The organism is Rhizobium bangladeshense (genome assembly GCF_001662075.1).
GTDB classification, from domain to species: Bacteria; Pseudomonadota; Alphaproteobacteria; order Rhizobiales; family Rhizobiaceae; genus Rhizobium; species Rhizobium bangladeshense_B.
In genome coordinates this window covers 163,452-190,393 of record NZ_LYPL01000008.1, presented here as the reverse complement: position 1 = coordinate 190,393, position 26,942 = coordinate 163,452, and the positions used below count along the sequence as shown (strand labels likewise).

The following is a 26,942-nucleotide window of genomic DNA, read 5'->3' as shown; positions in this document are numbered from 1 at the left end:
AGACACAATTTCCAAGCCATCACGAATGAACGGAGGCAATCATCCCCTTGCAGGCCACGAGTTTTCCGGGAAATATTTCGGGATGGGCGGGATAAGCGCAACCTGAAGGAGCATTTCTGCGACAATGGAACTAACCGCCTCGGCCGGCGTTCGACGAACTCCTGAGGTTTCAAGCGGAGGGGAATTCCTTTGAGCGAGCTGCAACGTGAGTTCCTCCTGCAAAGAGAGTTTCTGCCGGGACTCAAGGAGGATGGGCGCCTTGAGCCAAAGCATGCGCCGCCGTCGGCGGTCTGTCCCGGAAACCTCGAAACGTTACTGCAGCCTTGCCCATTGGTGGTTGATCTGGACGGCACCCTCGTACGATCAGATCTGCTGATCGAAACTGCTTTCGCCGAACTGGCTCGTCGCCCTCACTCGGTTGTGGATCTCGTCAAGGCCCTGTGCGGTGGAAAAGCCCGTCTGAAACACCGTCTTTCACAACCGGTGGATTTCGATCCGGCTCTCCTTCCCTATGACGAGGAGGTCTTGACGGTGATACGGGCCGCAAGGGAGGGGGGACGACCTATCTATCTCGCGTCAGCGAGCCATGAGCGTCTCGTTTCCGCAATCGCCGAACATCTCGGCCTTTTCGACGGTTGGTTTGCAACCAACGAAACAACGAACTGCGCTGCCGATGTCAAAGCGGAACAACTCGTCGGCGCTTTCGGAAAGAGTGGGTTCGACTATATCGGCAACGATGTGGCTGATCTTCCTGTCTGGCGCCATGCCGCCAAATCCTATGCAATACGGACATCGCCCGCGGTCGCGCAAAAACTAAGCCGTCAGTGCGCCAACGTCCAACATCTTCCGTGTGAAAAGGCGACCTGGCGCACCTGGGCGCGGCTGTTGCGTATGCATCAGTACGTCAAGAACGGGCTGGTCTTTGTCCCGCTTCTGATAAATCAGCTGTTCGATCCCCACAGTATGGTCAACGCAGGTCTGGCTTTCCTCGCATTCTCACTCTGTGCTTCCGGCGTCTATATCCTCAATGATCTGGTGGATCTCCAGGATGACCGCGGCCATCGCACGAAATGCCGCAGGCCTCTTGCTTGCGGTGACATCCCGCTTTCAGACGCCATTGCCGTCATCCCAATCCTGCTTCTCCTATCGCTCATGGTCGCCGTCATGGTGACGCCAGGGTTCGTTCTTGTGTTGGCGGGGTATTTTGCATTGACAACCGCCTATTCGTTTTTCTTCAAGCGCAAAATGATCCTGGATGTCGTGGCCCTTGCATCTCTCTATACCACGCGGGTGATCGGAGGGGCCGCAGCCCTCTCTGTTTGGCCATCGCCTTGGCTCCTGGCCTTCATGATGAGCTGGTTCCTCTCGCTCGCTTTGGTCAAACGGTACACCGAGTTGATCGGACGTCGCGCCGCGCGCCTGCCGGACTCCAAGGGCCGGGACTACAGGAAGGCCGACATCGGCATGGTGGGTGCCTTGGCAGCGGGGGCGGGGATGAATGCGCTGACGCTGTTTGCCCTGTATGCCGCGAGCGACAACGCACGAGACGTCTATGAGCGGCCGGGGATGCTATGGTTCGCCGGTCCGGTCCTTGCCTGCTGGATCGCGCGCATCCTCATGCTCGCCCATCGGGGGCAGATGCATGATGATCCGGTGGTCTTCGCTATCAGGGACAAGGTCAGTCTTGCCACGCTAGGGGCCGCCAGCCTGTTCGTCTTTGCCGCGATGTGAGGTGGTCACGATGGGCTCGCAGTTCCAGCAGCGAAGCACTTCCACCGGCGTCGCGCTCCGCTATGTCGCCTTCGCGGTGCTCTCCACCGCCGCCAATTTCTTGGTCCAGGCGATCGTTCTCCAAATAGCGCCACGGTCGGGCCTGATGCCATCGATCCTCGCGGGCACCGCCGCCGGCTTCGCCCTGAAATATGTTCTCGACAAAAATTGGATCTTCTTCGACCGTTACTCCTCGCATGGCGACGAGATGTCGAAGGTTGCGCTGTACGGCTTGTTCGGCGTGCTGACGACGCTCATATTCTGGGGGTTCGAAATTGCCTTCTGGACACTCTGGAAGACGGAACTTGCCAAATACACCGGCGGGGCGATCGGCTTGGCGATCGGCTATGTCTCGAAATACGCTCTCGACCGAAAGTTCGTCTTCAAGCCAAGGGAGGCGTGACGGACGATGGAGGGCTGGGGACGTTATCCGCGTCATGAGAGCGAGGTGTTGAACTGCCGGGTTCCGGAGGCACTGAGCGGGATTGTAGCATCGCACCCGGGTTTGATCGCTCGCGGCAATGGCCGCTCCTATGGTGACGCTGCGATCGGCGAGCATTCCACATTGATGTGTGGTGGATTGAACCGGATGAAAAAGTTCGATGCTACCGATCACGTCCTCACCGTAGAGGGGGGCGTTATGCTTTCCGACGTCCTGCGCTCGATGGTGCCCCGCGGCTATTTTCCGCCGGTGGTTCCGGGCACGAAGTTCGTCACGATCGGCGGGATGGTCGCATCAGACGTTCACGGCAAGAACCATCATTGCCACGGTGGATTCGGCGATCACGTCGACGAATTCAAGTTGGTGACCGCCAGCGGCGAGATCCTTACCTGTAGCCGCTCGCAGAATACGGAACTTTTCTCAGCGACCGTCGGCGGGATGGGCCTGACAGGCATCATTGCCGAAGCAACCTTTCGCTTGAGGCCGATCGAGACCGGCTGGATCACCCAGAAGACGACCGTTGCCGAGAACCTCGATGAAGCATTGAGGGCGCTGCGGCAATCGGAGGACGCGACCTATTCGGTGGCTTGGATCGATTGCCTATCGAAAGGCGCTTCTCTCGGACGTTCGCTGATTTTTGCGGGTGAGCACGCTACACAGGAGCAGGTCAGTGAGACGCCGAAGGCCGATCGCTTTCCTTCGCCCTCCAGCGCGGCCCTTTCCCTGCCGCTCGATATGCCGGCTTGGCTCCTGAACAAGGCGAGCGTTTCCGCCTTCAATGAGCTCTACTTCCGGTCCGGCATTCGCAAGTCGGCCAAGCCCTTGTTGGTCCATTGGGATAACTACTTCTTCCCTCTCGACCGCATCCTTCAATGGAACAGATTGTACGGCAAACGAGGCTTTCTCCAGCATCAATGCGTGGTGCCGGACGCCGATGCACTCCAGGTCCTCACGAGCATCCTCGACCGTTTCGCGCACTCGGGCAAAGGTTCGTTTCTTGCCGTTCTCAAAAGGCTGCGAGGCAGTGCTGGTCTGCTCTCCTTTGCTGCGCCGGGCTATACGCTCGCGCTCGACCTGCCGGCCACACAGCACGTGTTGCGGCTGCTCGACGAAATCGACAAGCTGGTTGTCAAGGCAGGGGGGCGCCTCTATCTCGCCAAGGATGCGCGCCAGTCCCGCCTTACATTCGAATCCGGCTACCCCAGACTGGACGCGTTCAAGGAGCTGCGAAGAGCAACCGGGGCCGATCGTCGCTTCAATTCCCGCTTGGCAAAAAGGCTCGGCATATGAAGGGGACCGGCAAGACACTGCTCATGATCGGCGCGACCTCGGATATTGGTCGGGCGACGGCAATTGTCTATGCCGAGGCAGGCTGGGCAATTCATCTGGCGGGACGGACGCGCGCGGCCGTTCAACGCGAAGCCGACGACATCGCCGCACGGACGGGAGCAGCTGTCACCGTTCATGAGCTCGATATCCTGGAGACTGCTCGCTTCGAGGCCTTCCTCGGTGCCGTCTCACCCTTGCCGGACACGGTGGTCTGCGTCGTCGGCGAACTCGGTGAGCAGTCCCGGGCTGAACAGGAGCTCGAATATGCCGCCATGGTCATGCGGACGAACTTCGAGGGGCCGGCTTTGCTTCTTGGTCTTCTGGCCGAGCGTTTCGAGGCGCGCGGATCGGGCACGATCGTCGGAACGAGCTCTGTTGCCGGCGATCGCGGACGAGCGTCGAACTATGTCTATGGCGCCGCCAAAGCCGGTTTGACCGCCTTCTTGTCTGGCCTGAGGAACAGGCTGTCCCGATCCGGCGTGCGCGTGCTGACCGTAAAGCCCGGCTTTGTTCGCACGCGCATGACCGATGGGATGAAACTTCCGCCGCTTCTCACGGCCGAACCGCAGGAGGTGGCGCAAAAGATTTTCGCGGCCGCCGAGGGCGGGAGCAGCAGTGACGTCCTCTACGTCAGGGCGGTCTGGCGACCGCTCATGACGATAATCCGGTCAATCCCAGAGTCCATCTTCAAGAGGTTGCGGCTGTGACGGAACCCACAAATCAGGCAGCCTATGCGGCCATCGGAGCGGGAACTCGTGCCCACACGCGACCTGCAACCTGGATACGGCGACTGCTGTCGGCGGAAGGCGCGATCATCGTCGTCGCCTTGGCCTGTGTCGCCATGCTCGCGCTGCCGGGCAGGACCATCAATGCCGCCTTCATCAACGACGTGCTGATCTTCATCGACGGTGCGCATCGCATCGCCTTTGGCCAGGTGCCGAACCGCGATTTCCACACCGCGCTCGGGCCACTCGTCTTTTACATTCCGGCTGCGGGATATCTTCTGTCAGGAAATTTCGGGGCTGCCATACCTCTGGGCATGGCGATCGTCCTTGTCGCTTTCATCCCCGCGATGATCCGCATCCTTGGGTCTCGCCTCGCACCTTCATTGGCTGCCGGGCTCGGCATATTCCTTCTTCTCATTCTCGCGGCTCCGATCAATCTCGGCAGTTCCATCTGGTATCCTTCCTTCGCGATGTTCTATAACCGCATCGGTTGGGTCGCTCTCGGCCTGTTGGTGGTTATGTATCTGGCACCGCGGTCGCCAGCCAGGCGCAATGATATCGCCGATGCTCTCGCAGCCGTCTTCCTGTTGCTTGTCTCGTTCTATACCAAGGTGACCTATGGGCTCGCCGGGATCGGCCTCATCGCAATCATTCTCTCCGATCGGCGGCAACGGCGCTGGAGCGTGACGGCTCTGATGGTGACGGGACTGGCGATGGTCGCAATCGAGTTCTTCTGGCGCGGAACGGTCCAGCACATTGAGGATCTGCGGGCGGCGGCGCGCGTCAGCGGCGGTCATGATTTCGGCAGCATTCTGAAGAATCTCCGCGAAAACTTTTCCGATCTCACAGTATTCGCGGCCGTCGCTTCGCTCGCCCTCTGGCAAAGCCGCAGCCTTCGAGATCTTGTCCTCTGTGGCTTTTGCATCGGCGCCGGCGTGGCGCTCATCAATCAGAATGCCCACAGCTGGGGGATCATCACGCTCTATTGCGGTGCAATCGTGCTGGCGCAGAAGGCGGCCCGGGTTGAACCGGGCAATGAAAGCCGCTCAGCAGGACGCTTGGCTCGTGCCGCCGGCGCCCTGCCGCTGATCGGCATCTTGTTCCTGTTGCCTCCGATCGTGCACCACAGCGCGGCCGTCGCCCTGCATACGGCGCTCGCGGCCGGCAAAGCGGGGCAGTCTCTCGGGCTGCCGCAATTTGAAGATGTTCGGGAAGTCGATCCGCCGGGCGGCGAGCCCGATTTCATAAGACGCTACCTCGATGGCATCGTCAGCGGTGGCGCGCTTCTTCAATCTCTGCCGGATCCAGCCGAACGGGTTTTCGTCCTCGATTTCGCAAACCCCTTTTCGGCCGGATTCGACATTCGCCCGCCTGCCGGCGATACCGCCTGGCTTCACTGGAACCGCAACATCAATGAAAGGTCCTATATCCCGCCGGACGTGCTCTTCGCCGACGTCAAGATCGTCATGGTGCCCAAAACCGGCATCAACAGCCTGCCGCTGCAGGAGCTGTATGGTCCATTCCTTTCGGCGAATTTCGATGTCGTGCGGAAGACATCCGAATGGACGATTTATCAGTGGCGCCCAGGCAAAGGCGCAAAGTGAGGCACGGTGACGCAAGCATCGACGTCGATACCGGAGAAAGCTACATCGCGACCGGCCGTTCAGTTGAATTGGTGGCGTGCCATTGTCCCCGGCATCGGATTGCTTCTTGCCGGTCTCCTCGCTCTGCCGGGCGCAACGGTCACGACCAAATACGTCAACGATCTATTCGTCTTTCTTGATGGCGCACATCGGATCGCGGCTGGACAGGTGCCGAACGTTGATTTCCACACACCTCTCGGGCCGCTGACATTTTATATCCCGGCTGCCGGCTACGCTCTGTCCGGTAGCATGGGCGCGGCAATGCCAGTGGGACTGTCCCTGCTGATCCTGTTGTTCTCCCTCGTCGCCGCCGAAATCGTCGGCAGCCGAATGCATTGGACGCTCGGGCTGCCGCTGGCAAGCTGTCTGCTTCTGGTGCTCGCGGTACCTGCAAACCCGGGCGAACGGATCGGGGAACTTAGCTTTGCCATGTTCTACAACCGGATCGGCTGGGCGTCACTTGGCTTGCTGCTGGTTATGTACCTGTCCCGATTGCCGGGCGCCAGCAGCGGCAAAGGCGCGGACGCAGCATGTGCCAGCTTCCTCGTGCTGCTGATGCTTTACACCAAGATCACCTATGGTGTCGTGGGCCTTGCGTTTCTGATGTTCATGCTTTTTGACCGCCGCCAGACCGGCTGGGTGGCGCGCGCGTTTGGGATCGTCGCCGCGAGCATCCTGGCGATTGAGATGGTCTGGGGCGGAGGGGTCAACTACCTCCTCGACATCAGTCTTGCCGGGAAGAACAGCGGCGGGTTCCCGACGATGACGGCTATCGGCCACGTGGTACGGCATAATTTCGCCGACCTTCTTGCTTACCTGGCTGTCGCCGTCATCCTTTTCAGCCTGACACCAACCTATCGGCATCTGCTCTTTGTCGGCTTCTGCATGACATCCGGAATCCTCCTGATCGAGCAGAACTTCCAATTCTTTGGGATTCTGACGCTTGGCGCAAGCGCTGCCGTGCTGTCGGAAAGTGTCTTTCGCGCCGAGCTTCGCTCTCGGAATGCAAGAGCGCGGATCGCCATGCCGCTGCTCGTAGCATTTCTCCTCATGCCGGCTGCGGTCGGCAATGCTGCGTCGCTTGCCATTCATGCCTATTATTCAGCCGTCGGACGAGGCGAAGCTATTCCGCTGCCTGCCTTTTCCGGGGTTCGGCTGGTGGAGATGTGGAGTGCCGGCCAATTCGAATATTTCCAGGGATACAACCGCACGATCGCCGACGCCTCGGCCGCCCTTTCGCAATTGGATGCTGGGTCTGAGCGTGTTGCCGTTCTGGATTTCGTTAATCCGTTTTCCGCCGGTCTCCGCCTCACGCCGCCCGCCGGAGATAGCGTCTGGTATCATTGGGGACGCACTCTTGGGCCTGAGTATCGTCCAGCCGCGGAAGAGATGTTCGCCGACGTGGACCTGATCCTCGATCCGAAGTGGCCCATAGAAATCTGGACAGGGAACGGCATGCGGGACATCTATGCGCATTATATAGCCCGCCACTATGATCTCGTGCGGGAGACAGCGGATTGGCGCATCTACCGCAGAAACCCTTCCTGAGCTGGAGCAGATTGTCTTCCGCGTTCTGAAATGATCAGACCAGCGAGCACCAGCACGAGCGCCCACGCGTACACTGACCCTGCCGTCAGTTGGATCAGGCGGGGAGCGCCGAAGTAACCGAGTATGATTGGGACCGGTATTATCAGCGCGGTACCTGACAACCATGCCCACGGTCTCTGCCAATGGTGCAGCAGGACGGGCAGCAGGAAGAGCGTGTAGTGGATCCATCCCAGAGGGGAGGCCAGAAGGGAAGCAACCAGCGCCAGCCCGCTGACGGAGATTGCCGGCGGACGGCGGAGGAATGCCCAGGCGGCGAGGACAAGCAGCAATGAAACGGCAAGAACTGTGCCCACCGCCGGGAAGCCGGCACGCGCGGCCAGACCTGCAAAAGAAGCATTGGTGAGAAAGAATGCACGTTCGCCGTCCGTAGCGACGAGACGCAGCCAGTCGAGATAGATTGCGGGACCGAAAATTGCGAGTGGAATGACGGCAATGACGGCCGCGGTGGCTAACGATATTAGGCCCGGTAGCCGATGGCCGGCAAGAAAGAGCAGCACCGGCCAGACTGCGAAATTCGGTTTCATCGAAATGAGCAAGCCGATCATGATGCCGGCGAATATTTTATCGCCTCCTTCCAGGCGGAGCCAGGCGATGACGGCGATCAAGACAAGAGGCATGTAGATCTGACCGAGGTAGAGCGTGTCCCAAAAGCCGGCCAATGCGAAAGCCCAGATGGCGATCAATCCGTGGTGCAGGCCGTAGCTGTAGCGTCGCAGCAGCAAGGCGACCGCAGCGATGTAGCTGGCAATCGAAATCACCCACCAGATACGCAGCGACCACCCGGGCTCCGCGATATCGAAGGCTTGGAATAGAAGTGCGGAGATCGGAGGATTGAGGTTGGGGTTCCAAGCTTCAAATCCCGGAAAGATGACGTGCGGCGTGAGAGGAGGATATATGCCATAAGGGTCCAAGCCAGCAGCTGCCGCGCGGCCGGAGGCGAGGAATGCGCCGAAGTCCCAGAGGCCGTGATCTGAAACGACACGCGGAAATTCAGTGCGGATCACCCACAAGCATATGCCGGCAAGAGCGATTGTCGCGAGCAATTGAAACGGTTTATCGCGGGGTTCAGTAGAAGCAGAGCCTTCCATCGAGAGACCTCCATCAATGCGCCGAACATCAGGTGGTGGGAAGCGAAAGACTGCTCTGAAGCAACCTACCAATGATATCGAGTGCTTCGTCGCGACGCGCGCCCCGAGTCCTGATCGACTTGCGGAAACGACCGTGTCATCGCTAATCGACGCCCGCTAACCTTTCGCCGAGGCGGATGTTCCATGCGGGCGGCACCAAAAAGCGTTGGACTACGTTTTCCTGGCTTGTTAGTCGGTCTGCTTCTCGTGGATGTCCGTGGCATTGTGCTGGACCTCGCGCAGGCCTTACCGAAATGATAGCGTTCGATGCGGGCTTCCGAGGTGTCGTATATTCTGCGGCCACGCTCTTGTTGCGGAGGCATCGACGTTCTCCAGCTTTGTCCTCACCGCCACCGCTACTGCGTTTCCACCCGTCGAGGTTCGATCGATGCCGGTTCTGCGATTTGTATTGCAGAACGGCTACCGCTTGGGTGTAAATAGGCAGACTGGCGGAGATTATCCGGGGGCTAATACACTTCGAATTCTCGATCGTGGGAGTGGCAGGCAGACAAGCAACGTTCAGGCTTTGCACCGATGGTTTCGGGCATGGTCTTCTCATTGGAGCGACAGTGATGGTTTCCATATCTGCGCAGGGGCGAGGCCCGCGTTTGTTTATCTGCCTATTTCTGCTGATCGCGTGTCAGGTCTTCGCGGGATCTGCTCACGCAGAAAAGCGCGCGGCGATCGTCATCGGCAATAGTGACTATCCTTTTGCGCCGTTGAGCAATCCCCAGAATGACGCCAAGCTGATCGCCAATACCCTGACCGAATTGAATTTCGACGTACTGTTGTTTTACGACCTGAAGAAAGAGGCAGTCGGAGACCTAAAAGAGACCGTTCGGACCCATCTGGTCGGTGCCGATATAGCCGTCTTCTACTATGCCGGCCACGCCTTGCAGGCCAATGGCCGCAATCTCCTACTGCCCGTGGACGTCGATACCAGTTCTGCACAGCGGGTCGTCGCCGATGCACTCGTGCTCAATGACCTCATCGATATCGTCAAGAACGATCCTGTCGGGCTGAAGCTCTTCATTCTTGATGCCTGCCGAAACAATCCGGCTGCAAATTTCCAGGGTCTTCGTCAGGGGCTGGCGGACACTGAGGCGGGAAGCGGGCAGGTCCTGGTGGCCTATGCAACCAGCGCCGGTGAAGTCGCCTATGATGGCACCGGGCTGAACAGCCCCTATTCGGCGGCGCTCGCCAATGCCCTGCAGCGACCAAACCTGGATGTTTACGATACGTTTCGCACGGTTCGCGGCGATGTCAGGCAAGCGACCGGCAATGCCCAAATCCCTTGGATCACCGGCTCGATCGAAACACGGTTCGTATTCCGACCACAGGCGGCAATCTTGAACGCGGAAGCCGTTGTTCCGCCGACCGAGACCTCGAGCCCGGTTGCTATCGACGAGGTGCTGTGGACCTTCATCAAGGATAGCCCAGATCCTGCCGATTTCGAGCGCTTTGCCAAGATCTTTCCCCAAAGCGCGCACGCGGCCGAGGCGGAGGAAAAGAGCCGTGTCCAGGTTGCCGCCCTTTCGAAACGCGGGCTCTATGTCCGTGAAAGCCTTGTCGCCTCATCCATTGCCGGCCAGGTGCCAAGTACGGACGACGCCGAGGCTAAGGAGTTCGTCTTCCAGCAATCGGGCGAGCGAGCGGTAAGCGAAACGTTCAGGATGTGGCCGGGTGTACTGCCCGAGACGGCGGGCGGGATGCGCAGTCTTGTGACGGAATGCGATCTGTACGCTGCCGACCCGAACGATCCGCAGCGACAGGTCCCCGGCGTCAGCAATGGTCTCGTCAACGTGCGCGACGCTTTGCGGGCCTGCGCCTTCGCCCTAGCCGCAGATCAGAACAATCCGCGGCTGCAGTATCAGCTTGGTCGTGTTCTCGAGATAGCCGGTCGATACAACTGGGCGGAATACTTCTATAAAGTCGCGGGCGGCCAGCAGTATAGCGCCGCTCTCGTCAATCTTGGCTATATGGCTCGCATGGGGATCGGTCGGAAGGTCGACTATGATCAGGCTCTCTCCTACTACATGGCGGCCGCAAAAATGGGCAACCTGCGCGCACGCACGAACGTCGGCACAGCCTATATTCTTGGCCAGGGTGTGTCGAAGAAGCCGGAAGAAGGCATTCTCTGGTATCGTCTTGCCGCTTCCAGCGGATGGGCCAACGCGATCACGGCGCTGGGTGACTGCTACAGGCTGGGCACAGGTGTAAAGCAGGATCCCTCGCAGGCTGTAGCACTTTACATGGCAGCAGCCGATACGGGCCAGATCGACGCCATGGCAAATCTGGGGCAGGCCTATATCAGTGGAGAGGGCACCAAGAAGGATCTTAGACGTGGCTTGGAAACCCTGCTCAAGGCAACGGACATGGGCAATAAATACGCCCCCTATTATGCCGCGAGACTGTATCTGAAAGGCGCCGAGAAGCTTTCTGCTGATCGAAACCGCGCGCTTTCCCTTTTCAAGCTATCTGCCAATCGCGGCCTTGAACTGGCCAATCTGGATCTTGCCTTCGGTTACGACAAAGGCAGCTTCACGGGAAAGGCGGATGTGCCGCTTGCCTATTATTATGGGGTGCTGGCCGAAAAGCTTGGCGTTAATCGAGCCGATGAAGCGCGCGCGGCGATCGGCAAGAAACTTGACACAGCAACACGGCAAAAGATGGAAGCTCAGGTCGATCTCTTCTTGGAACAGAACGGCAAATGACGGACGGAGCTGACCTAAACGGGGAGCATCGGCATGGGGATGCAGTATCGCTCGATATCGGATCTTCACAAAGCCATCGTCAACGGGTTGCACAAGCTGCCTCGCGAGATCGATCTGGTCGTCGGTATTCCACGCAGCGGCCTGCTGGCCGCCAACATGCTCGGCCTTGTCGCCAACCTACCGATGACCGATCTGGACAGCTTCATCGAAGGCCGCGTTTATTCCTTCGGTGCGACAAAGAATACAGCTTCGTTCAGGAGAGCATCGGACGTTCGAAAGGTCCTTGTCCTCGACGACAGCATCAATACCGGTGGCGCCATGCGCGAAGCCAAAGCCAAGTTGATGGCATGCGAAAGACGCGCTGAATTTGTCTTTGCTGCGGTCTATGGTCTGTGCGACAGCGTCGAGGGTGTCGACTTCATATTCGAGGTCGTCGAACAGCCAAGGCTATTCCAGTGGAATTTCATGCATCATGGCCTGTTATCGAAGGCGTGCATCGACATTGACGGGGTGCTCTGCCTCGACCCGACCGATGCGGAAAATGACGATGGTCCGGCCTATGAAGCCTTCTTGAGAAATGCACGGGCGCTTCATAAACCGACGCGCTTCATCGCCTATCTCGTTACCAGCCGGCTCGAAAAGTACCGGTCCTTGACCGAAACCTGGCTTCGTACAAATGCGATCGACTACGGCAAGCTCATCATGCTCGATCTGCCGAGCGCGGCGGAGCGTCGGCGGCGGGGCACCCATGCAAGGTTCAAGGCCACCTTCTATCAGCAGTGTGATGCCGAGATCTTTGTCGAGAGTAATCTTAGGCAGGCGAACGAGATTGCCAGGATATCGAACAAGCCAGTCCTTTGCACGGAGACCCACCAGATGGTTTTACCGACCACCCCTTTGCGCAGCTTGTTCAATATGAGAATGCCTTTCGACGCATTCGCGTTTTTCAGGCGAGAGCAGACTATGCCCGAGGAACTCCGTTATACGATTACCGACGCGAACAACCGCGCAAAATCTCGTACTCTTGTCACCTGGCTCGGGCCAAGACCAGACGGCTTTCTCGAAGCCATTGAGTCCATCCGCAAGATTTGCACAGCCAAGAACGAATATCCGATCATCGTTCTTTCCGATTTTCAACAGGAACTCATGTCCCGGGCAGAGACGCCGGCCGAATTCATTCCGCAGGTGCACCACCTTCCATCGCTTTCGTCCGGCCAATATCAGGACTATGTGCGCAGGCGCTACGACCTTGTGTTGCGAAAATGGGCGATTTCGCGTGAGGTGACGCTGGGGCTGAGCTTGGAGGAATTCCTCGCCGAACAGTTGTCATTGCGAAAGGGCGGCGCACTTAGACAAGCCGCTGATTAATCTCCAGTTGAAACGTACATCTATTCGTTGCTTGAAAGCCGGAGAAGTCCTTCAAGGATGCATCGGACAATCGAAAAATACTGAGTTTCACCTTGCGGGCATTGACTTTCGTAGTTTGTGAATGCTTACTAAAATAAGCTGCGGGGAGGGCAATATATGCTTCGCAAAATATCTATCCTCGGAACGCTGATACTTGCCTCATGCACCTCTCAAGGCTCGAATATGACGCTGGCGTCAATCATCAGCGGTTACCGAAATGCGCCGACCGCCGCTGAAGAAGTGGCTTGGCGCAACGCACGGCGAAGCAACACCGATCGAGCCTATCGCAATTTTATCAGCAGCTATCCGAACAGTTCCTATGTCCCGGTCGCGGCATCAAGGATCACCCGGTCGGTCAAGCCAAAGCCCGTTGCTGTAAGGAATTTGGACCGTCCCGAACGGAACCCGTCGTTCGGCCGCAGCGGCAGCGCTTATTGAAGCAACAGGCCTGACAACTGAGAATTGACTCTGGTAACATTGATAGACCCAATCTGGCTTTCGAATGCATTTTGATATTGTCCATGCAGCCGATCCTCGATTTTATGGCGGCTCCTCATCGGCGGTGCGGATCGAGATCCAGTCCGCTCGGCAATTTGGCCTCTCGACGGCTCTGATTCCATTTCTCGGCGTTTCCGACATCCGTTCCAGACGGTTCGAGGAACGTCTTCTCGACGTTCTTGAGCGTCAGGAAGTGCCGTGGCTGACGGGCGAGGAGGCAGTCGAGTGCGACATTCTTTTCGCGCATAATCCCCTGGCGTTCGCGCACATGCCGATACGGCCGCTGCGCGTCAGATCGAAGGTCGTCCTCCTTGCGGTCCAGCATCCGCCCTTCGACGGAGCCGGCAATGCGCAATATAATTTCGACGTGGTGAAACGAAATTTGGAGAGACTGTTCGGGGCGCCCGTCATCTTCGCACCGGTCGGCCCCAAGGTGCGCAATCAATTCGAAGACATCATCGCCGGCAGACCTGAGCTCTTGCGTCATGATCTTTTCAATCTGATCGACCTTGACGAGTGGCCGATCAGGACCGTGCCGCCGCCGCGCGAACGTGCGGTTATCGGCAGACATTCACGTCGCGATCTCCTGAAATGGCCGGATACCGAGGCTGAATTGCGCGCGGCCTATCCCGATCTTGGTAATGTCCAGATCAAGGTCATGGGCGGTGTGCCAGAACAAATCTTGCCTTTGATTGGATCCAACTGGAACATCTTGCCCTACTCGAACAGCGGTGTGCCTCAGTTTCTGAACAAGCTTGATTTCTATGTGTTCTTTCACAGCCGGCGATGGGTTGAGGCTTTTGGCATTGGCATTGCGGAAGCGATGGCGAGCGGGCTTGTGACCATCTTGGACCCATCGTTTCGTGACCTTTTCGAAGACGGTGCGGTCTATTGCCGGCCCGAGGAAACAGCCGGCGTTCTGGAGAGATTTCTCGCCTCTCCCGAGGCCTTCAGCGCTCAGTCGGCAGCCGCGCGCACATTGGTCGAGAAGAAGTTTTCGAAAAGCCGATACCCGGAAAGAATGCGTGCGCTCTATGACGAACTCGGGCTTTGCTCGCCTGCTGCGCTTGCCACGGTCGGCAAGGCGGTTGGCGCTGACGCGTTCTGCGAGTCGAGCGGACACTCATCGGTCCGTTCCGGGCCGCGAAGATCGCAACGGTCGCTGATGGGACGGCGCCGCGTCCTGTTTGTCGCGACAAACGGCATAGGCCTTGGCCATATCACGCGATTGATGGCAATCGCCGAGCGCATGTCGCCTGACATGGAGCCCGTTTTCCTGACAATGTCGGCCGGATCTTCGATTATCGAGGCACGTGGGCACCCGGTCGACTACATACCGTCCGCCCCGAAGATCGGTGTGACGGACGATAGCTGGAACGAGGTCTTCGCACAGGAATTGCTGAACGCCGTGGAGGTGTTTGCCATCAACAGCGTTGTCTTCGACAGCAACCATCCCTATCCTGGCCTGCTGAAAGTGCTGGCCGCCCGTCCCGATCTGAACTGGGTCTGGATCCGCCGCGGGATGTGGGCTTCCCGTCATAGCCTCGATCCATCGATGCAGCATCGGTTCGACATGGTGATCGAGCCGGGTGAGTTCGCCGCGGACGAAGACCACGGCATCACCGCGCAATTGCGCGCTGGCGTGATCGGCGTTTCGCCGATCCTCCTTGTTGACAATGACGACAGGCTCTCGCGGGCAGAAGCTGCATCGGCTCTCGGTGTCGATCCTGCCGGTCTTGTCGCGGTGGTGCAGCTCGGTTCGGAACGAAATTTCGACGTCAGCCGGCTGCGGCCGGCGATCATCAACGGACTGCTCAAGCATGGCGTCCAGGTCGTCGACGCGGTCAATCCCCTCGCACCGAAGCGAGAGGATCATATGGGGGGCACCGTGCAAAAGGCGATCTACCCGATCGCCAGATATTTCAACGCCGTCGACCTGATGATCACGAATGCCGGCTACAACAGCTTCCACGAATGTATTTATGGCGGCATGCCCGCAATCTTCGTTCCGAATGAAGCGCCCGAGATGGACGAGCAGGCCGTACGAGCAGCCTATGCGCAAAGCTCCGGATTGGGGCTATGTTTGAGATCGCTGGATGCCGAACGAGCGCATGAGGCAATCGAACTCGCTCTGTCGGAGGATTTTCTTGCCCAGCATCGCACGCGAGCAAGCCGCATCGTTTTTGCCAATGGGGCGCGGGAAGCGGCACTGGCAATCGAAGAGCTCGCATTCTCTGTCAGGACTGATCGAGGGCTCGGGGGATCGATCGCACGCGTATGACATTTTCGCACCGCCCCGATTGCGCAGGTCAGACCGATCCTCTCCTTTCGGGCGTGTCTTGCGGTCGACCGGACGGCCAGGCGACAGGCATCGGATTGTTGCACTGTCGATGTCACTTCCGAGGCGAGGGGCCTTTGTGCTAGGCTTCTCAATCAGGATCGCCGGCGTCACGAGACAGGGGCATTCTCCGCATGGCTGATGATCGCAAGACAACCGTCCAGACGCCGCTCGGATCCGAAGCGCTGACCTTCACGCATCTCATCGGCCGTGATGAGGTCAGCCGGTGTTTTGCGTTCACTATCGGCTTCATCAGTTCCGACGAGAATGTCGACGCACTGAAGTTGCTCGGAAAGCCCTTGTCGGTAGAAGGAGAAAGCGGAGACAAGAAACGCTGGTTCAGCGGGCTGGTCACCGATTTTCGCCTGACGCGCATCGAAGAGAGGTTTGCTTACTACGAGGCGGAGGTGCGACCTTGGCTTTGGCTGCTCGGCAACAGCACCGATTGCCGTATCTTCCAGAATATGAGCGTCGTCGAAATCGTCGAGAAGATATTCTCGAAATACAAGGCGGCTAAATTCGAGAAGCGGTTGCAGGGTTCCTACGAGGCTCGGGAATACTGCGTGCAATATGACGAAACCGATCTCGACTTCGTGCAGCGGCTGCTCGAGCACGAAGGCATCATGTATTTCTTCGAGTACGATGAGGGCGAACACACACTCGTGCTTGCCGATGCCATGAACAAGCTGAAGCCTGCACCAGGCTATGGCAGCGTCAAGTTCCGGGCCGAGGGCGATCCCGTGCGCCGGGATGAGGAATATATGACAGACTGGGTCGCGACCAGTTCCGTCCTTCCCGGCACCTTCGCCCATACGGACTATGACTTCACCAAGCCCGGCGCCGACCTCATGGCACAATCGGCGCAACCCTTCTCTCACGCGGAGGCACAGGGCGAACATTACCGCCATCCCGGTGCGCATCTGACGGTCGGTCGCGGTGATGCAGTGGCTGTCGTGCGGCGGGAGGAAATACAGGCGGCGCATCAACGGATCGCTGCCGGCGGCACAGTGCGGGGTCTGGCTTCCGGCTGCACTTTCAAGCTCGAGAATTTCCCGCGCAAGGACCAGAACGCGGAATATGTCGTGCTGCGCGCCGACTATCGTTTGTTCGATCCGGGGTACCGGCCCGCGGCCCATGCAGAGGAAGAAACCTTTCGAGCCACATTCCAGGTGGCTCCGACCTCCATCAGTTATCGGCCGCCTCGCAACACGATCCGGCCGATCATGCGCGGGCCGCAGACTGCGACCGTGGTCGGCCCCGCGGGCGAAGAGATCTTCACCGACAAGTATGCACGCGTGAAAGTGCAGTTCCACTGGGACCGTCTCGGCAAGAAGGACCAGAACAGTTCATGTTTCGTGCGCGTCTCGCAGACCTGGAGCGGTGCGGGCTGGGGGTTTATTCAGATCCCCCGTATCGGTCAGGAAGTGATCGTCGATTTTCTCGAGGGTGATCCCGACCGGCCGATCATCACCGGCAGAGTCTATAACGGCAAGGAAATGCCGCCCTACGAACTGCCCGGACATGCCACCCAATCCGGGTTGAAGACGAATTCGTCTCCTGGCGGGGGTGGCTGGAACGAATTTCGTTTCGAAGACAAGGCTGGATCGGAGGAGGTCTATTTTCAGGCGCAGAAGGACCACAACCTCCTGGTCAAACACGATCGCAGCAAGCTCGTCCAACACGACCAGTCGGATCGCATCGACAACAACGCCAAGCACTCCGTCGGCGTGAACCTCGACGAGGATGTCGGCAACAACAAGACGACCAAGGTGGGTGTCGACCGCACCGTCAATATTGGATCGAACGATACCGAGACGGTGGGGGTCAATCGATCTCTGACGGTCGGCGCCAACGAGACGATCAGTATAGGCTCAAACTCGACGGAAACCATCGGTGCCAGTCATACCCAGACTGTCGCAATCGTCCAGACGGTGACGGTTGGCGCGGCACGCGTCGATACCGTCGGCGGGCCGGAGACACGATCGGTCGGCGCGACGCAATCGAACACGATCGGCGCGTCCCGTTCCGTCAGCGTCGGTGCCGGCCAGAGCCACGAAGTGGGCTCCTCCGACAGCTGGAATATCGGTTCCGACCAGAGCGTGTCGATCGGCGGTGGGCAGACGAGCAGCATTGGCAAGGCGCGTAACGCCAAGATTGGCGATGACGATTCGACGGAGATCGGCGGAAGCAGGGCGGTGAAAGTCGCCAAGGGCAGTCTTGTCGAGGTGGGTGAAGACGGAGCGATCAAGATCGGTCAGGACCTGCTGATCGAAGCGGGAGACTCGGTCGTCATCAAGTGCGGCTCGGCAAGCATCGCGATGAAGAAGGACGGCACGATCTCGATCGAAGGCAAGGACATTTCGATCAACGCCTCGGGCAAATTCAACGGTAAGGCCTCGGGAGAGGTCACATGGAAGGGCAGCAAGATCAATCATAACTGAGGACGGGTCATATGTCCGACATTCTGGAGCGGATTGAGGGAGTGGTCATCGGGCTGTTGCTGGGTTTCGATGCAGGCGTGCCACTGGTCGTCTTTCCCGGCAACCCCGAGGAGACAGCGCTCCGTGCGAAAAGCTTGGCAGAGCTCACGTCTGCCATGGTCGGGGCTGAGGTAGCGTTGCTCTTCGAGGGTGGGGACCCGTCTCGGCCGCTGATCGTAGGGCGCATCGTCGATCCGGCGCGCGGGGCGCCGACGCCGAATGTCGTTCGTGACGGCGAGCGTGTGCAGATCACAGCCGGAGAGCGGATCGAGCTCCGTTGCGGCAAGGCGACGATCATCATGGAAAAGGATGGGCACATCACAATCCGCGGCACCTATGTGACGAGCCACGCAAGTGCAGCCAATCGCGTCCGTGGTGGATCGGTGAACCTCAACTAATGCCAGCCGCGCCCGTCCTTCGCGAAATCGTCCGCCAACACGCCGAAATGGCGGCGTTCTTGTGGACCGTCTATGACTACCATTTGCTTCATCCGGACGAAAATCCTGACATGGATGAGGAGCGGCTTGCTCGGCTGGTCGAGCGGCTTGAGGCCCATCTGGACGGGCTACGGGTGGCGGGGGAGGCAGGGCAGGAGATCGCCAAGGAGCGATATGCGGAATTTCCCGAGGCGGGCGAGCTATTTGTGGTGCGGATGCTGAGCGCCAGACGATTGATCCCTGTGAAGGAACTGGACCTCGATAAGGTCCGGGAATATCTGACCGTCAACGGCGCAAGCGCTCAGAGATAACGCCTGCTCATGTCGATGACCTGAATATATAGCTGTCCGTCGTAGCCAAATTCGAACCCCGACCAGGAATTTCCGTCAAACACGAAGATCTCTTTCCATCCGGTGACGACGAGCAAATCGGGCGACGGCTGCATCGCATAGGCAAAGCTCAAGGCTCGGAACTCTTTCAGGACGTGATTGTCTTGGACGAAAACCCCGAAGTCATTATCGCCCCAAAACCGCGCCCCCTTGAAGTCACATATCGACATGAAATCGCTATCGGGCGCCTTGATCTCTTTCAACAGATTGTCTCGGTACTCTAAGCAGATGCCGTCTTCGCAGCCGATGCTGACCGTCCCGTTGGGCGAGACATGGATCGCTTCGATTGAGCGGTTGAAATCGAGGGGGACCTGCCGCCAACGGTCCCCTTGTAGATGGAGGAGAGTACCATTGTTGCCCGCCACATGAAGGAGCTCGGCCGACGGCCCATGCATGGCTCTCAGGAATGACGATACCAGCGGTTGCATCGGCTGCCACGAAATGCCGTCAAAACGACACACGCAGCCGTCCTCGCCGTAGGTGAAGAGTGTTCCATCGGGCAGGCGGAACAGCTTGTGAAAGAAGGGCTCGGGCGCCCGTGCGGTGGTGTGCGATCTGCCGCGCAGGAAATGGGTGAGGCCGCCGACCTCCAGCAACACGTGATCATCTTGCGAACCGCTGATGTGCGACAACATCTGGTTTTCCAGCTGCAAGAGAACATGAAACCGGGCGCTCCGCCCAGTGAAATCCACTAACAGCAGATAGGAACGGCCGCACTCCCTATATTCATCGCTGAGTTCAATCGACACGCCAAAAAGCGTGCCGCCAAGGTGATAGCCGCGCATTGCCTCCAGGTAGACTTCCTGTGAAGGCACATCGTCTATTGTCTTGCGCCCGGTCATGCCACTGTCCTGTGACGCATCGTCCGCATCTCATTAAGTTCCTCCATTGATTTCTTGGGAGGAGGGGGACCGACGACGCTCTGGATATAGGCCATAAATATCATGGTTAGACATTTCGCGACCTTCTCTTGCGTGGCAGGGCTCGAATTCTTGCACTCCTTGTGTTGTTCGGAGATCGACTTAGTTCCCTTGGCGACAGCCCCCCGTAACTTGGGGGACCTGCCTGTCTGAGCTTCCAGTTTTGCGTTGTAGTCGTTGACCGCCTTCGTCTTCGTATCATGGGGAGTGTCCTTGCGGCTTCCTTTGCCGGTTTCCTGGAACCCGCCGCCCTTCTTGTGCTTCATCGAACGGATGCAGACACATGGTGCCGTGCGCACGCTGTAATCCTTCCACTGATCGTAGGAGGTATTATGAGCACGATCGGGCTGGAAGTATTCGTTTCCAACATAGTGTTCCGACTGATATCCCTGCGGACAATTTTTCTTGTTGTGCGGATGCAGACGTAGGTTCATCTTCTGCAGCAGCGTGCCGCACGTGATTCCTCCGACATTTGCCGAGAGCACATGAAGCCAAGGCGGCGTACCGGCCTGTGGCGATGCGTGGTCATTGGTCGCCATATCGCTGAAACGAATGACCGGCTCGCCATCGAATTTCACGTCATTCGACCAGGAGTGGAAATACTCCTTGCCTGTATTCCTTGAGGTGATGAGGTTTTTCTTGGGTGCGCAACCGGCTTCTGTGCCGGTTGTCTTCGACAGATAGGATTTGTTCTTGATGTTGACCGTCTGGCCGCCGATTTTGACCGTGCTCGTGCCCTTGTCGGTATCGCTCGAGGTGCCGAAGCTCGGATAGGGAACGGGCACGCCCGGTGGCGTAGCGGGCGTCTGGGGCGGAGTGAAACAGGTGTCGGGGAATGCGGCAATGGTCTTTCCATCGGTGTCCTTGCCCGAAATCTCCAATCCGTTCGCAAAGACATTTCCCATCACTGCACCCTGAATGAGAAGATGGCAGCACCGCAGGCACCGCTGTCGTTGGATGCCTCGATGAGGACGGGGCTGCCGCCCGAATAGCTTTTGGCGGCTGCGGTCATCGCCATTCCGACCATGATCGGCACGACGGCGGCTCCCACGTTGCCGAGCGATTCGGCGGGAGACCGGATATCCTGGAAGTCGTGGGCCCCGCGAACCAGCCGGATCGACGCAAGGGCCGATTGTCTGAACCAATATTGCTCACCGATGAGATCTGCGATCCTATAGCCAAGCCCCGCCATTTCGATCCCGCATTCCGCCAGGGCCTCCCTATAGGCCGCCGTCATGCCATCGCCACGCAATGGTAGATGCATCCCGTCCGCATCGAGCCCGTTGTAGATGAAAGCCTGTTCTCGACTGAGACCTAGCCCGGCGAGTCGGAAATTGCCTTGTCCCGCCCGGCCGCAGAGGATCGCGCCGGCGGCTTCGCCCGGAATGAAACCATTGGCGTTGTCTGGCGTCAGCAATCGATTCTCGGCCAGATAGTGCGTGACCGTTCCAGCTGTGAGATAACTATCCACACCGGCGATGACGACGTGGTCTGTATCCGGATCGGCCAACAATCGCGCTGCCGTTCGCAAGGCGGCATGTCCTGCCGGCCTTCCTTCGCTGATCACGCGCGTGGGCCCGGTGGCAGAATTCCCAAGGAGATCGCCAATTCGGCGGACGAGCCGCACGCTGTCTTCGATCGGTGAACCGGAACGGCCTTCCTCTGGAAGGCAAAGTACCAGCTGGGCGGCCTGTGCACGCGGGGTGGACAAGGGATCCAGACTTTCTCGGATCGCGGCAGCAACCATGTAGGCCATACGCTGCTCGCCCACAACTTCGGGGATCAAAGGGATCGGAGCGCCGATGATCGGCTCATCCGGGCCTGACTGAAATCGGGTTTCCTGAAATCCATCAATGCGCGAACGTATGGCAGCACAGGCCGAAGGCGCATCGAGACCAACGGCGGTCACCATCCCGCAGGCAAGGACGTCCAGCGCACGGGTCGTCATGCGCCCACCTCATCATCAGCGACCAGTTCCTTCTGCGTTGCCACATTCCGGATATATTGCTTGCCTTCTTCCCGAGCCCTTCTCATCGTCGCTGTCGGACGACCGACCCAGGCCTCCTCGAACTCGGTAATGACTTTCCGTATCCGCACTTCCGTTCGCCAGACCATTGATAGGCGCCTGCTCTCGATGTCGAATAGCAGCGTGTCGGGTCGGATGACCTTGTCGAGCACTACCTCGTTATCGCGAAAGATCGTCATTGGCAGTGCCGTATCGGGCAGCAAAAACCATGTCTTCCCCTGGGGAGTGAGGTTGATGAGTGTCACCTGCTCACCACCTTCGGGGTGAGATATCTGTTGATCGGCTGGCGCCATCTGAAAATAACGCTCATCGAAGTCGGGAGGCAGGAACGGGAAGATGTTGTCGATCCAGTTCTGGTCATAGGTCCCCGCGAACTCGATCCTGCCCGGGCAACCGCGACCATATGGGCCGAAACTCATCGGCCGATAGTCGCCGAACGGCGAGCGGATTTCTTCGTCTACCGCTTGCGTGTTCGGCAGCCGCAGGCCGGGAACAAGGCGCTGATTGCTCGTGCGCGCCCAACCGGTACCGTAGGGGTTTTGCTTGTAACTTGCGGGCATTTCTTCGTTGGGATCGAGCCGGTCGATGCCACCCCAGGCCGTATCATACGAGAAGGGCTGACGCAGGAAGGGTTGCGGGGCGGGAGCAATGAAGGCCGGCCCCAGCGCCCGCCACTCGCGATGTCCGAGGACTTCGAAAACCTTTGACCAGTTGCCAACCTTGATTCCGACCGTGACGCGGTCGGCTGGACGGCCTTGTGGAGCGTAGGCGCATCCATTGGCGATAACGTCGCAGAACGTTTTGCGGAACGCGAAGTCGGATTCCCAAAGAGTTGCAGAAAAACCCGGTTCGCCGGTATAGGTGTCGGCCATGACCAGCGGGACTTGCTCAAGGGATTTCTGCGCGACTCCGCCCGCGACATCGGGGAAGTCGAAGGTTCCCTTGACGACGACAAGGATGTATTCCCGGCCCTCTTTATCCATGCCCATCGTGAATTCGGTGGGGTAGCCCGTTTGGTTCCAGATCCTCATCGGACATGGCTCTCGTCTTCGGGGAAAAACTGCCCAAGCGCGGCATCGGGCATGGCAGCGTCGATCGCCGTGATCTTACGCTCCGATGTCCAGAAAACCATGTCTCCGACCGGCCGGTCGCACGCTTTGGCCGCCGGAAAAGGGAGTGCCGCAAGGGCGTTGGCCAACGCGTCGCCGTCCATCCTATCGTCTCTTGCTGACGTTCCTGTCGCTTCCAAACGATCGAACCAGTCTGAGGCAACGCTTGCAATCTCGATGGCGGCAAGTGGGGGCGCCGCGGCGATGGTCAGCGGAAACCGCCGGCCGGCACGATCAGTGCTTGCCATGATCACGCCGGTCATCGGGCCGAATGTTTCCCGGCCCAGCAGAAAGCGCAGGACCGGAGCGTTCTCCATCGGCCCTTGCGAAAATCGGTGAACCAGATGCTGGCTGATCCACCGGTCCCACCGCCCGACGAAAGAGGCCGGCAGGTTGCGTGTGACGAAATCGCCCATCGCCGGCAGCTTTCCGAAAAATCCGGGCAGGATCAAAGCTGCGTCGGGCACGAGAACCTCGCAAACATCTTCAAATCGAAGGGATTGGCGACACTTGCCGCGCGAAGCTCGAAGTCGGCGTAGTAGCCCTGCGCAGCAAGGCGCAGCTTGAAGAGCTCGGCAAGATTGGTCCCGCTCAGCCGGCCGGCGCGCAGCATCCGCAGAAACGCCCAGCTTCCAGTCTCGCTGACCATAACTTCCGGCGAACCGTCGAGGGGCTGGAAGGCGAGGGTGATCACCCCGGTGCCATCCTTGCCGGGCCAGGTCATCGGCTGCGGGCGCGTCGGGTTGTTGAAGTAGGAGAGACTCTGACCATCGACATTCAAGGTCACGCGGCTGACTGTCGGCGAAAGATCTTTGGGCTCGAGCGTGAAGGTCAGGATCGGCCCCGCTCCTCCCGGAAAGAGGCTGTCGCGGATCAGCCGCGCCTGCTCCAGCGCCGCTAGAGGCCGAGGATCGAGCTTGATGTCGGAGCGCCATTTCCAGGGGTGACTGGTCGTGTCGATGTAGTTGACCAGATTGTTATTGATAAAGCTGTCGATCAGCCCGCCGGGACCGAAGACGCGCTGGAAATCGACGACGTTGACATCGATTGCGCTGTCGGGGACGAACGGATAGCGATTGGTTAGCGCCGCCTGGCAGAAGGGGAGCACATCGGCCCGCCAGATGGCGTTGAGCTCTGAAGTGACCGCCCCCGTAGCCAGCGCGCTGGTATTGCCGGCCAGTCCGGCCAGCCAGTCGTCCAGCGGATCGGGAAGGGTCACGGCTTGTTTTGCCACTGCACCGGTCAGCTCCGCCAGGCCGCCCTGTCTTTTCATTGCGTCCTGCGCATCCGGGCTTGCCGACACGGTCTGAAGCATGTTCGACAACGCGGTCAAGGCTGCGACTGCATCATTGAGTGCGGGAGGCTGGCCATCGACCTCGACAATGGCCGCCTTGATAGGTTTGAAATGCTCGGCGACCAGCGCGCCCGAAAGATCGACATCCGACGTGGAGCCGGCTTTGGGCATTATCTTCACGCCCTTGGCGGCGAGCTTGCCGATCTTGCCAAGCTTGGACAAAAGCTTGGATGCTCCTGGCGGAGGAGCCCGGCCGCCGCCGTCGTCATCGGCACGGGTCAGTTCCGTCTCGCGCACGATGGCGGTCAGCAAACGCTTCATTGATGAATCGGCGCTGGAGAGATCCTTGAGGTTTTCACTGGCCGTCTGCAGGTCGGCCAGTGGTGCAAGCCTGACGTCCCGCATGAAGCTGTCCCACTTGGCGATATAGTCGTCATAGTAGAGTTTAAGGATATCTTGCGAGAGGGCGGCAACCGACGGGCTGGCGCTCTCGGAGCATCCGCCGGCAAAAACCGAGCGGTCCAGCGCCGCCTGCGTTGCGACGTCTTCAAGCCGGGTCAGGATCACGTTGTGGAATCCGTCATAGGTGAAGGCACCGCTGATGCCGACCCTAAGGGTCTTGTCGGAGCGCCGCGCCAGAACCTTCAGGCCGTTCGGGCCGACATGATCTGCCGGGATCCATTCCTTCAGCGCCGTGACCTCCGGATCGGAGAGCAGCGCGCTATAAGCGCGCACCGGCAGCGGGATCGAGCAGATCGTGCGTAACGCTTCACCTACCAGCGCTTCGTCAGCAGCGACGAAGGCCTGTTCGGTTGCCATATTGTCGATCGCGGCAAGCTGATGATCTGCTGCCATCTCGGTCTTGAAAGGTGGCACTGGCGCCGCTTCAGGCAATTTCTCCGTCCACCATTGCTTGGCGAAGTCCGGATCCATCGGCGACAGGCCAGTCATCATGCGATAGGTTTTCAGCGCCCCCAACTGGAACTCGGGGTCGCGGATCTGCCGCCACATCGTCGCCTCGAGCAGTGCGACCATGCGTGGTTCCAATATATTGCGCAGGGTGCGGTTGTAGGCGTCCGACTGCGCCTGGCGAATTTCGGTTTCGGCGGAGGGACCTATCAACGCGGCTATTCCGCCAGGCTGGTCGGTCCGCGCATTCGACACTTCCGTGGCGGCTTCGAGCGCCAAATCAAGGTCGAGGGGATCCACCGGCGCTTGGCGTGCGGCAACCGGCGTCAGGGGAAGCTGCAGGGCCTCGAGCTGTTCGGCCTGCGCCGCCAGGGCGGAGTCGTTCTTTCGATATGATATCGTGAACAACAGGCCGGCAATGACCACGAATCCTGTTGCTGCCACGGCGGCACCGCGCCAGATCCAGATACGCCGATCCTCTGCCGCCGGATCGAAGGTGCCGAGGCCAGCCTCCTTGAAAATGACCTTCGTCAGCAGGTCTTTGAGAAAGAAGCTGCGTTTTTCGGCCCGCAACATAGGTGCAGCGGGTTGGGCAGGCAGGCCGAATGATGACGCCAATGCTGCCGTCAGCCGGTCGATTGCCGAACCTTCCTGAGTGGCGGAGGTCAGATAGATACCCCGCAACCAGGCGCTTTCCGCATATTTGCTTTCGCCGAAGACGGTCTCGATCAGCACACGAACTGGTTCTGAAAGGCTTTCGACCTGGGCTGGGAACCGAAATATTTCCGCCCGGGTGGTCAGATTCTCTTCGCCTTCGAGGCGGGGAATGAGACGCCGTTCGAGCACGCCCGCCAAGGCCGAGATTTCCGCGGTGACTTCGGTACCCTCAATGCGGGCGCCTGGCGGGAAGGTCACTCCCCACACCTGTTCACGATCGGCCGTCGAGAGCGCCCCGAAAAAGCTCTCGAAGCCCTTTATCAGGTCCGCTTTCGTCAGCATGAGATAGACGGGCAAGCGGATCCCGATGCGTTCCTGAAGCTCGGCCAGGCGTTTGCGGATCTGCCTGCCATGCATCCGGATCGCCGCATCATCTTCCGAGAGCGTGTCGATGCCGAGCGCCACGATCACCCCATTCAACGCACGACGGCCCCTGTGCTTCTTCAGGAGATCGAGGAAGCCCAGCCATTCCGCTGCATCGACCTCCGGCTGGCTCTCCTGCTGCACGTAGCGACCGGCCGTATCGATCAGCACCGCCTCCTCGGTAAAGAACCAATCGCAATTGCGCGTGCCGCCAACGCCGTGAAGGTCGTCGGTCAGATCGATCGGGAAGCGCAATCCGGATTGCCGGAGGGCTGTTGTCTTGCCGGTCGCAGGCGGGCCGATGATGACATACCATGGCATCTCCCGGAGAAACTTTCGGCCGCCGACCTTCTGGCGTTTGAGACCCGCCATGACCTCTCTGAATTTCGCCCCGACGGCGGCAACGCCCTCTTCAGCCGGACTTGGCGGAGCTTCAGGTTGAGGGGCAATCTCGGAGACGAAGAGGCGGTTGGCGCGCACCGCGCGCCGCCGCGCTGCAACCCACCAGATGATGAACACGAGGAACAAAAGGCCGATGATGACTAGTCGCACGATCTCGGAAGCAAACGGCGCACTGTCTCCGACGCTGACGATAGGGCCGAATATCCAGACGATGAGGGACAGCAAAATGAGCCCGATGAAGGTCCAGAGCCAACGAGAGGTGAGAACAGCCCAGAGGAACCGGAAGATCGCCATC

General features: G+C 59.2%; 22 protein-coding genes. 13 read left to right on the top strand and 9 right to left on the bottom strand.

Going from position 1 to position 26,942, the window contains the following annotated elements; all coding sequences use genetic code 11:
• Positions 1-189: 189 nt before the first annotated feature.
• From A7X77_RS17600 to A7X77_RS17575, 6 genes are read left to right on the top strand one after another with little or no spacing between them, the layout of a single operon-like run.
• Positions 190-1,731 (top strand): UbiA family prenyltransferase, encoded by a 1,542-nt coding sequence (locus A7X77_RS17600; RefSeq protein WP_082928830.1) that lies wholly within the window; start codon positions 190-192, stop codon positions 1,729-1,731.
• 10 nt (positions 1,732-1,741) lie between these two features.
• The gene (locus A7X77_RS17595; protein WP_064684132.1) at positions 1,742-2,173 is read left to right on the top strand and encodes a GtrA family protein; all 432 of its coding nucleotides are present in this window, start codon (positions 1,742-1,744) and stop codon (positions 2,171-2,173) included.
• A 6-nt stretch (positions 2,174-2,179) separates the two neighbouring features.
• A complete protein-coding gene (locus A7X77_RS17590) occupies positions 2,180-3,502 on the top strand; it encodes an FAD-binding protein (RefSeq protein ID WP_064684131.1) in 1,323 nt (440 codons plus the stop codon).
• On the top strand, positions 3,499-4,248 hold the full coding sequence (locus tag A7X77_RS17585) for an SDR family oxidoreductase (protein ID WP_064684130.1): 750 nt from the start codon (positions 3,499-3,501) through the stop codon (positions 4,246-4,248). The genes A7X77_RS17590 and A7X77_RS17585 overlap by 4 nt, the downstream gene beginning before the upstream one ends.
• Entirely contained in the window at positions 4,245-5,870 is a 1,626-nt protein-coding gene (locus A7X77_RS17580) for a hypothetical protein (RefSeq protein WP_064684129.1), read from the top strand. Before A7X77_RS17585 ends, A7X77_RS17580 begins: the two co-directional genes overlap by 4 nt.
• Positions 5,871-5,876: 6 nt before the next feature.
• A complete protein-coding gene (locus A7X77_RS17575) occupies positions 5,877-7,457 on the top strand; it encodes a hypothetical protein (protein WP_064684128.1) in 1,581 nt (526 codons plus the stop codon).
• Here the strand turns inward: A7X77_RS17575 and A7X77_RS17570 are convergent.
• Positions 7,436-8,605, bottom strand: coding sequence for a glycosyltransferase family 87 protein (locus tag A7X77_RS17570; protein ID WP_082928829.1), 1,170 nt, complete (start codon positions 8,603-8,605; stop codon positions 7,436-7,438). The two genes, A7X77_RS17575 and A7X77_RS17570, sit on opposite strands and share 22 nt — an antisense overlap.
• A 611-nt stretch (positions 8,606-9,216) precedes the next feature.
• Here A7X77_RS17570 and A7X77_RS17565 point away from each other — a divergent pair.
• The 3 genes from A7X77_RS17565 to A7X77_RS17555 all read left to right on the top strand — a co-directional run bounded on the left by A7X77_RS17565 (position 9,217) and on the right by A7X77_RS17555 (position 13,203).
• Complete coding sequence (locus A7X77_RS17565) at positions 9,217-11,358, top strand: caspase family protein (protein ID WP_064684126.1); 2,142 nt, start codon at positions 9,217-9,219, stop codon at positions 11,356-11,358.
• Positions 11,359-11,391: 33 nt separating this feature from the next.
• A complete protein-coding gene (locus A7X77_RS17560) occupies positions 11,392-12,726 on the top strand; it encodes a phosphoribosyltransferase family protein (RefSeq protein ID WP_064684125.1) in 1,335 nt (444 codons plus the stop codon).
• A 156-nt stretch (positions 12,727-12,882) separates the two neighbouring features.
• A complete protein-coding gene (locus A7X77_RS17555) occupies positions 12,883-13,203 on the top strand; it encodes a hypothetical protein (protein ID WP_040142296.1) in 321 nt (106 codons plus the stop codon).
• Positions 13,204-13,318: 115 nt separating this feature from the next.
• Here A7X77_RS17555 and A7X77_RS34005 read toward each other — a convergent pair whose 3' ends face one another.
• A complete protein-coding gene (locus A7X77_RS34005; RefSeq protein WP_245293765.1) occupies positions 13,319-13,834 on the bottom strand; it encodes a hypothetical protein in 516 nt (171 codons plus the stop codon).
• On the bottom strand, positions 13,835-14,386 hold the full coding sequence (locus tag A7X77_RS34425; RefSeq protein WP_245293764.1) for a hypothetical protein: 552 nt from the start codon (positions 14,384-14,386) through the stop codon (positions 13,835-13,837).
• A gap of 42 nt (positions 14,387-14,428) precedes the next feature.
• Between A7X77_RS34425 and A7X77_RS33995 the strand changes: the two genes are divergently transcribed.
• From A7X77_RS33995 to A7X77_RS17535, 4 genes are all read left to right on the top strand, one after another.
• Positions 14,429-15,544, top strand: coding sequence for a glycosyltransferase (locus tag A7X77_RS33995; RefSeq protein ID WP_245293763.1), 1,116 nt, complete (start codon positions 14,429-14,431; stop codon positions 15,542-15,544).
• Between the two features lie 191 nt (positions 15,545-15,735).
• Positions 15,736-18,042: a type VI secretion system Vgr family protein gene (locus A7X77_RS17545; RefSeq protein WP_064684123.1), complete on the top strand. Its 2,307-nt coding sequence runs from the start codon at positions 15,736-15,738 to the stop codon at positions 18,040-18,042.
• 11 nt (positions 18,043-18,053) lie between these two features.
• Complete coding sequence (locus A7X77_RS17540) at positions 18,054-18,479, top strand: DUF6484 domain-containing protein (protein WP_004678716.1); 426 nt, start codon at positions 18,054-18,056, stop codon at positions 18,477-18,479.
• Positions 18,479-18,829, top strand: a complete 351-nt coding sequence (locus A7X77_RS17535) for a hypothetical protein (RefSeq protein WP_064684122.1) — start codon at positions 18,479-18,481, stop codon at positions 18,827-18,829. The genes A7X77_RS17540 and A7X77_RS17535 overlap by 1 nt, the downstream gene beginning before the upstream one ends.
• On the opposite strand, the gene A7X77_RS17530 is transcribed toward A7X77_RS17535, so the two are convergent.
• Genes A7X77_RS17530 through tssM form a run of 6 tightly spaced genes read right to left on the bottom strand, consistent with a single transcriptional unit; the run spans position 18,820 to position 26,941 of the window.
• Complete coding sequence (locus A7X77_RS17530) at positions 18,820-19,749, bottom strand: hypothetical protein (protein WP_064684121.1); 930 nt, start codon at positions 19,747-19,749, stop codon at positions 18,820-18,822. The two genes, A7X77_RS17535 and A7X77_RS17530, sit on opposite strands and share 10 nt — an antisense overlap.
• Positions 19,746-20,732: a DUF4150 domain-containing protein gene (locus tag A7X77_RS17525; RefSeq protein WP_064684120.1), complete on the bottom strand. Its 987-nt coding sequence runs from the start codon at positions 20,730-20,732 to the stop codon at positions 19,746-19,748. Before A7X77_RS17525 ends, A7X77_RS17530 begins: the two co-directional genes overlap by 4 nt.
• On the bottom strand, positions 20,732-21,775 hold the full coding sequence (locus A7X77_RS17520) for a 3-oxoacyl-ACP synthase (protein WP_064684119.1): 1,044 nt from the start codon (positions 21,773-21,775) through the stop codon (positions 20,732-20,734). Before A7X77_RS17520 ends, A7X77_RS17525 begins: the two co-directional genes overlap by 1 nt.
• Complete coding sequence (locus A7X77_RS17515; protein WP_064684118.1) at positions 21,772-22,884, bottom strand: DUF2169 family type VI secretion system accessory protein; 1,113 nt, start codon at positions 22,882-22,884, stop codon at positions 21,772-21,774. Before A7X77_RS17515 ends, A7X77_RS17520 begins: the two co-directional genes overlap by 4 nt.
• Positions 22,881-23,429: a type VI secretion system-associated protein TagF gene (gene tagF / locus A7X77_RS17510; RefSeq protein ID WP_064684117.1), complete on the bottom strand. Its 549-nt coding sequence runs from the start codon at positions 23,427-23,429 to the stop codon at positions 22,881-22,883. Before tagF ends, A7X77_RS17515 begins: the two co-directional genes overlap by 4 nt.
• The gene (tssM, locus tag A7X77_RS17505; protein WP_064684116.1) at positions 23,411-26,941 is read right to left on the bottom strand and encodes a type VI secretion system membrane subunit TssM; all 3,531 of its coding nucleotides are present in this window, start codon (positions 26,939-26,941) and stop codon (positions 23,411-23,413) included. The genes tagF and tssM overlap by 19 nt, the downstream gene beginning before the upstream one ends.
• Position 26,942 lies beyond the last annotated feature (1 nt).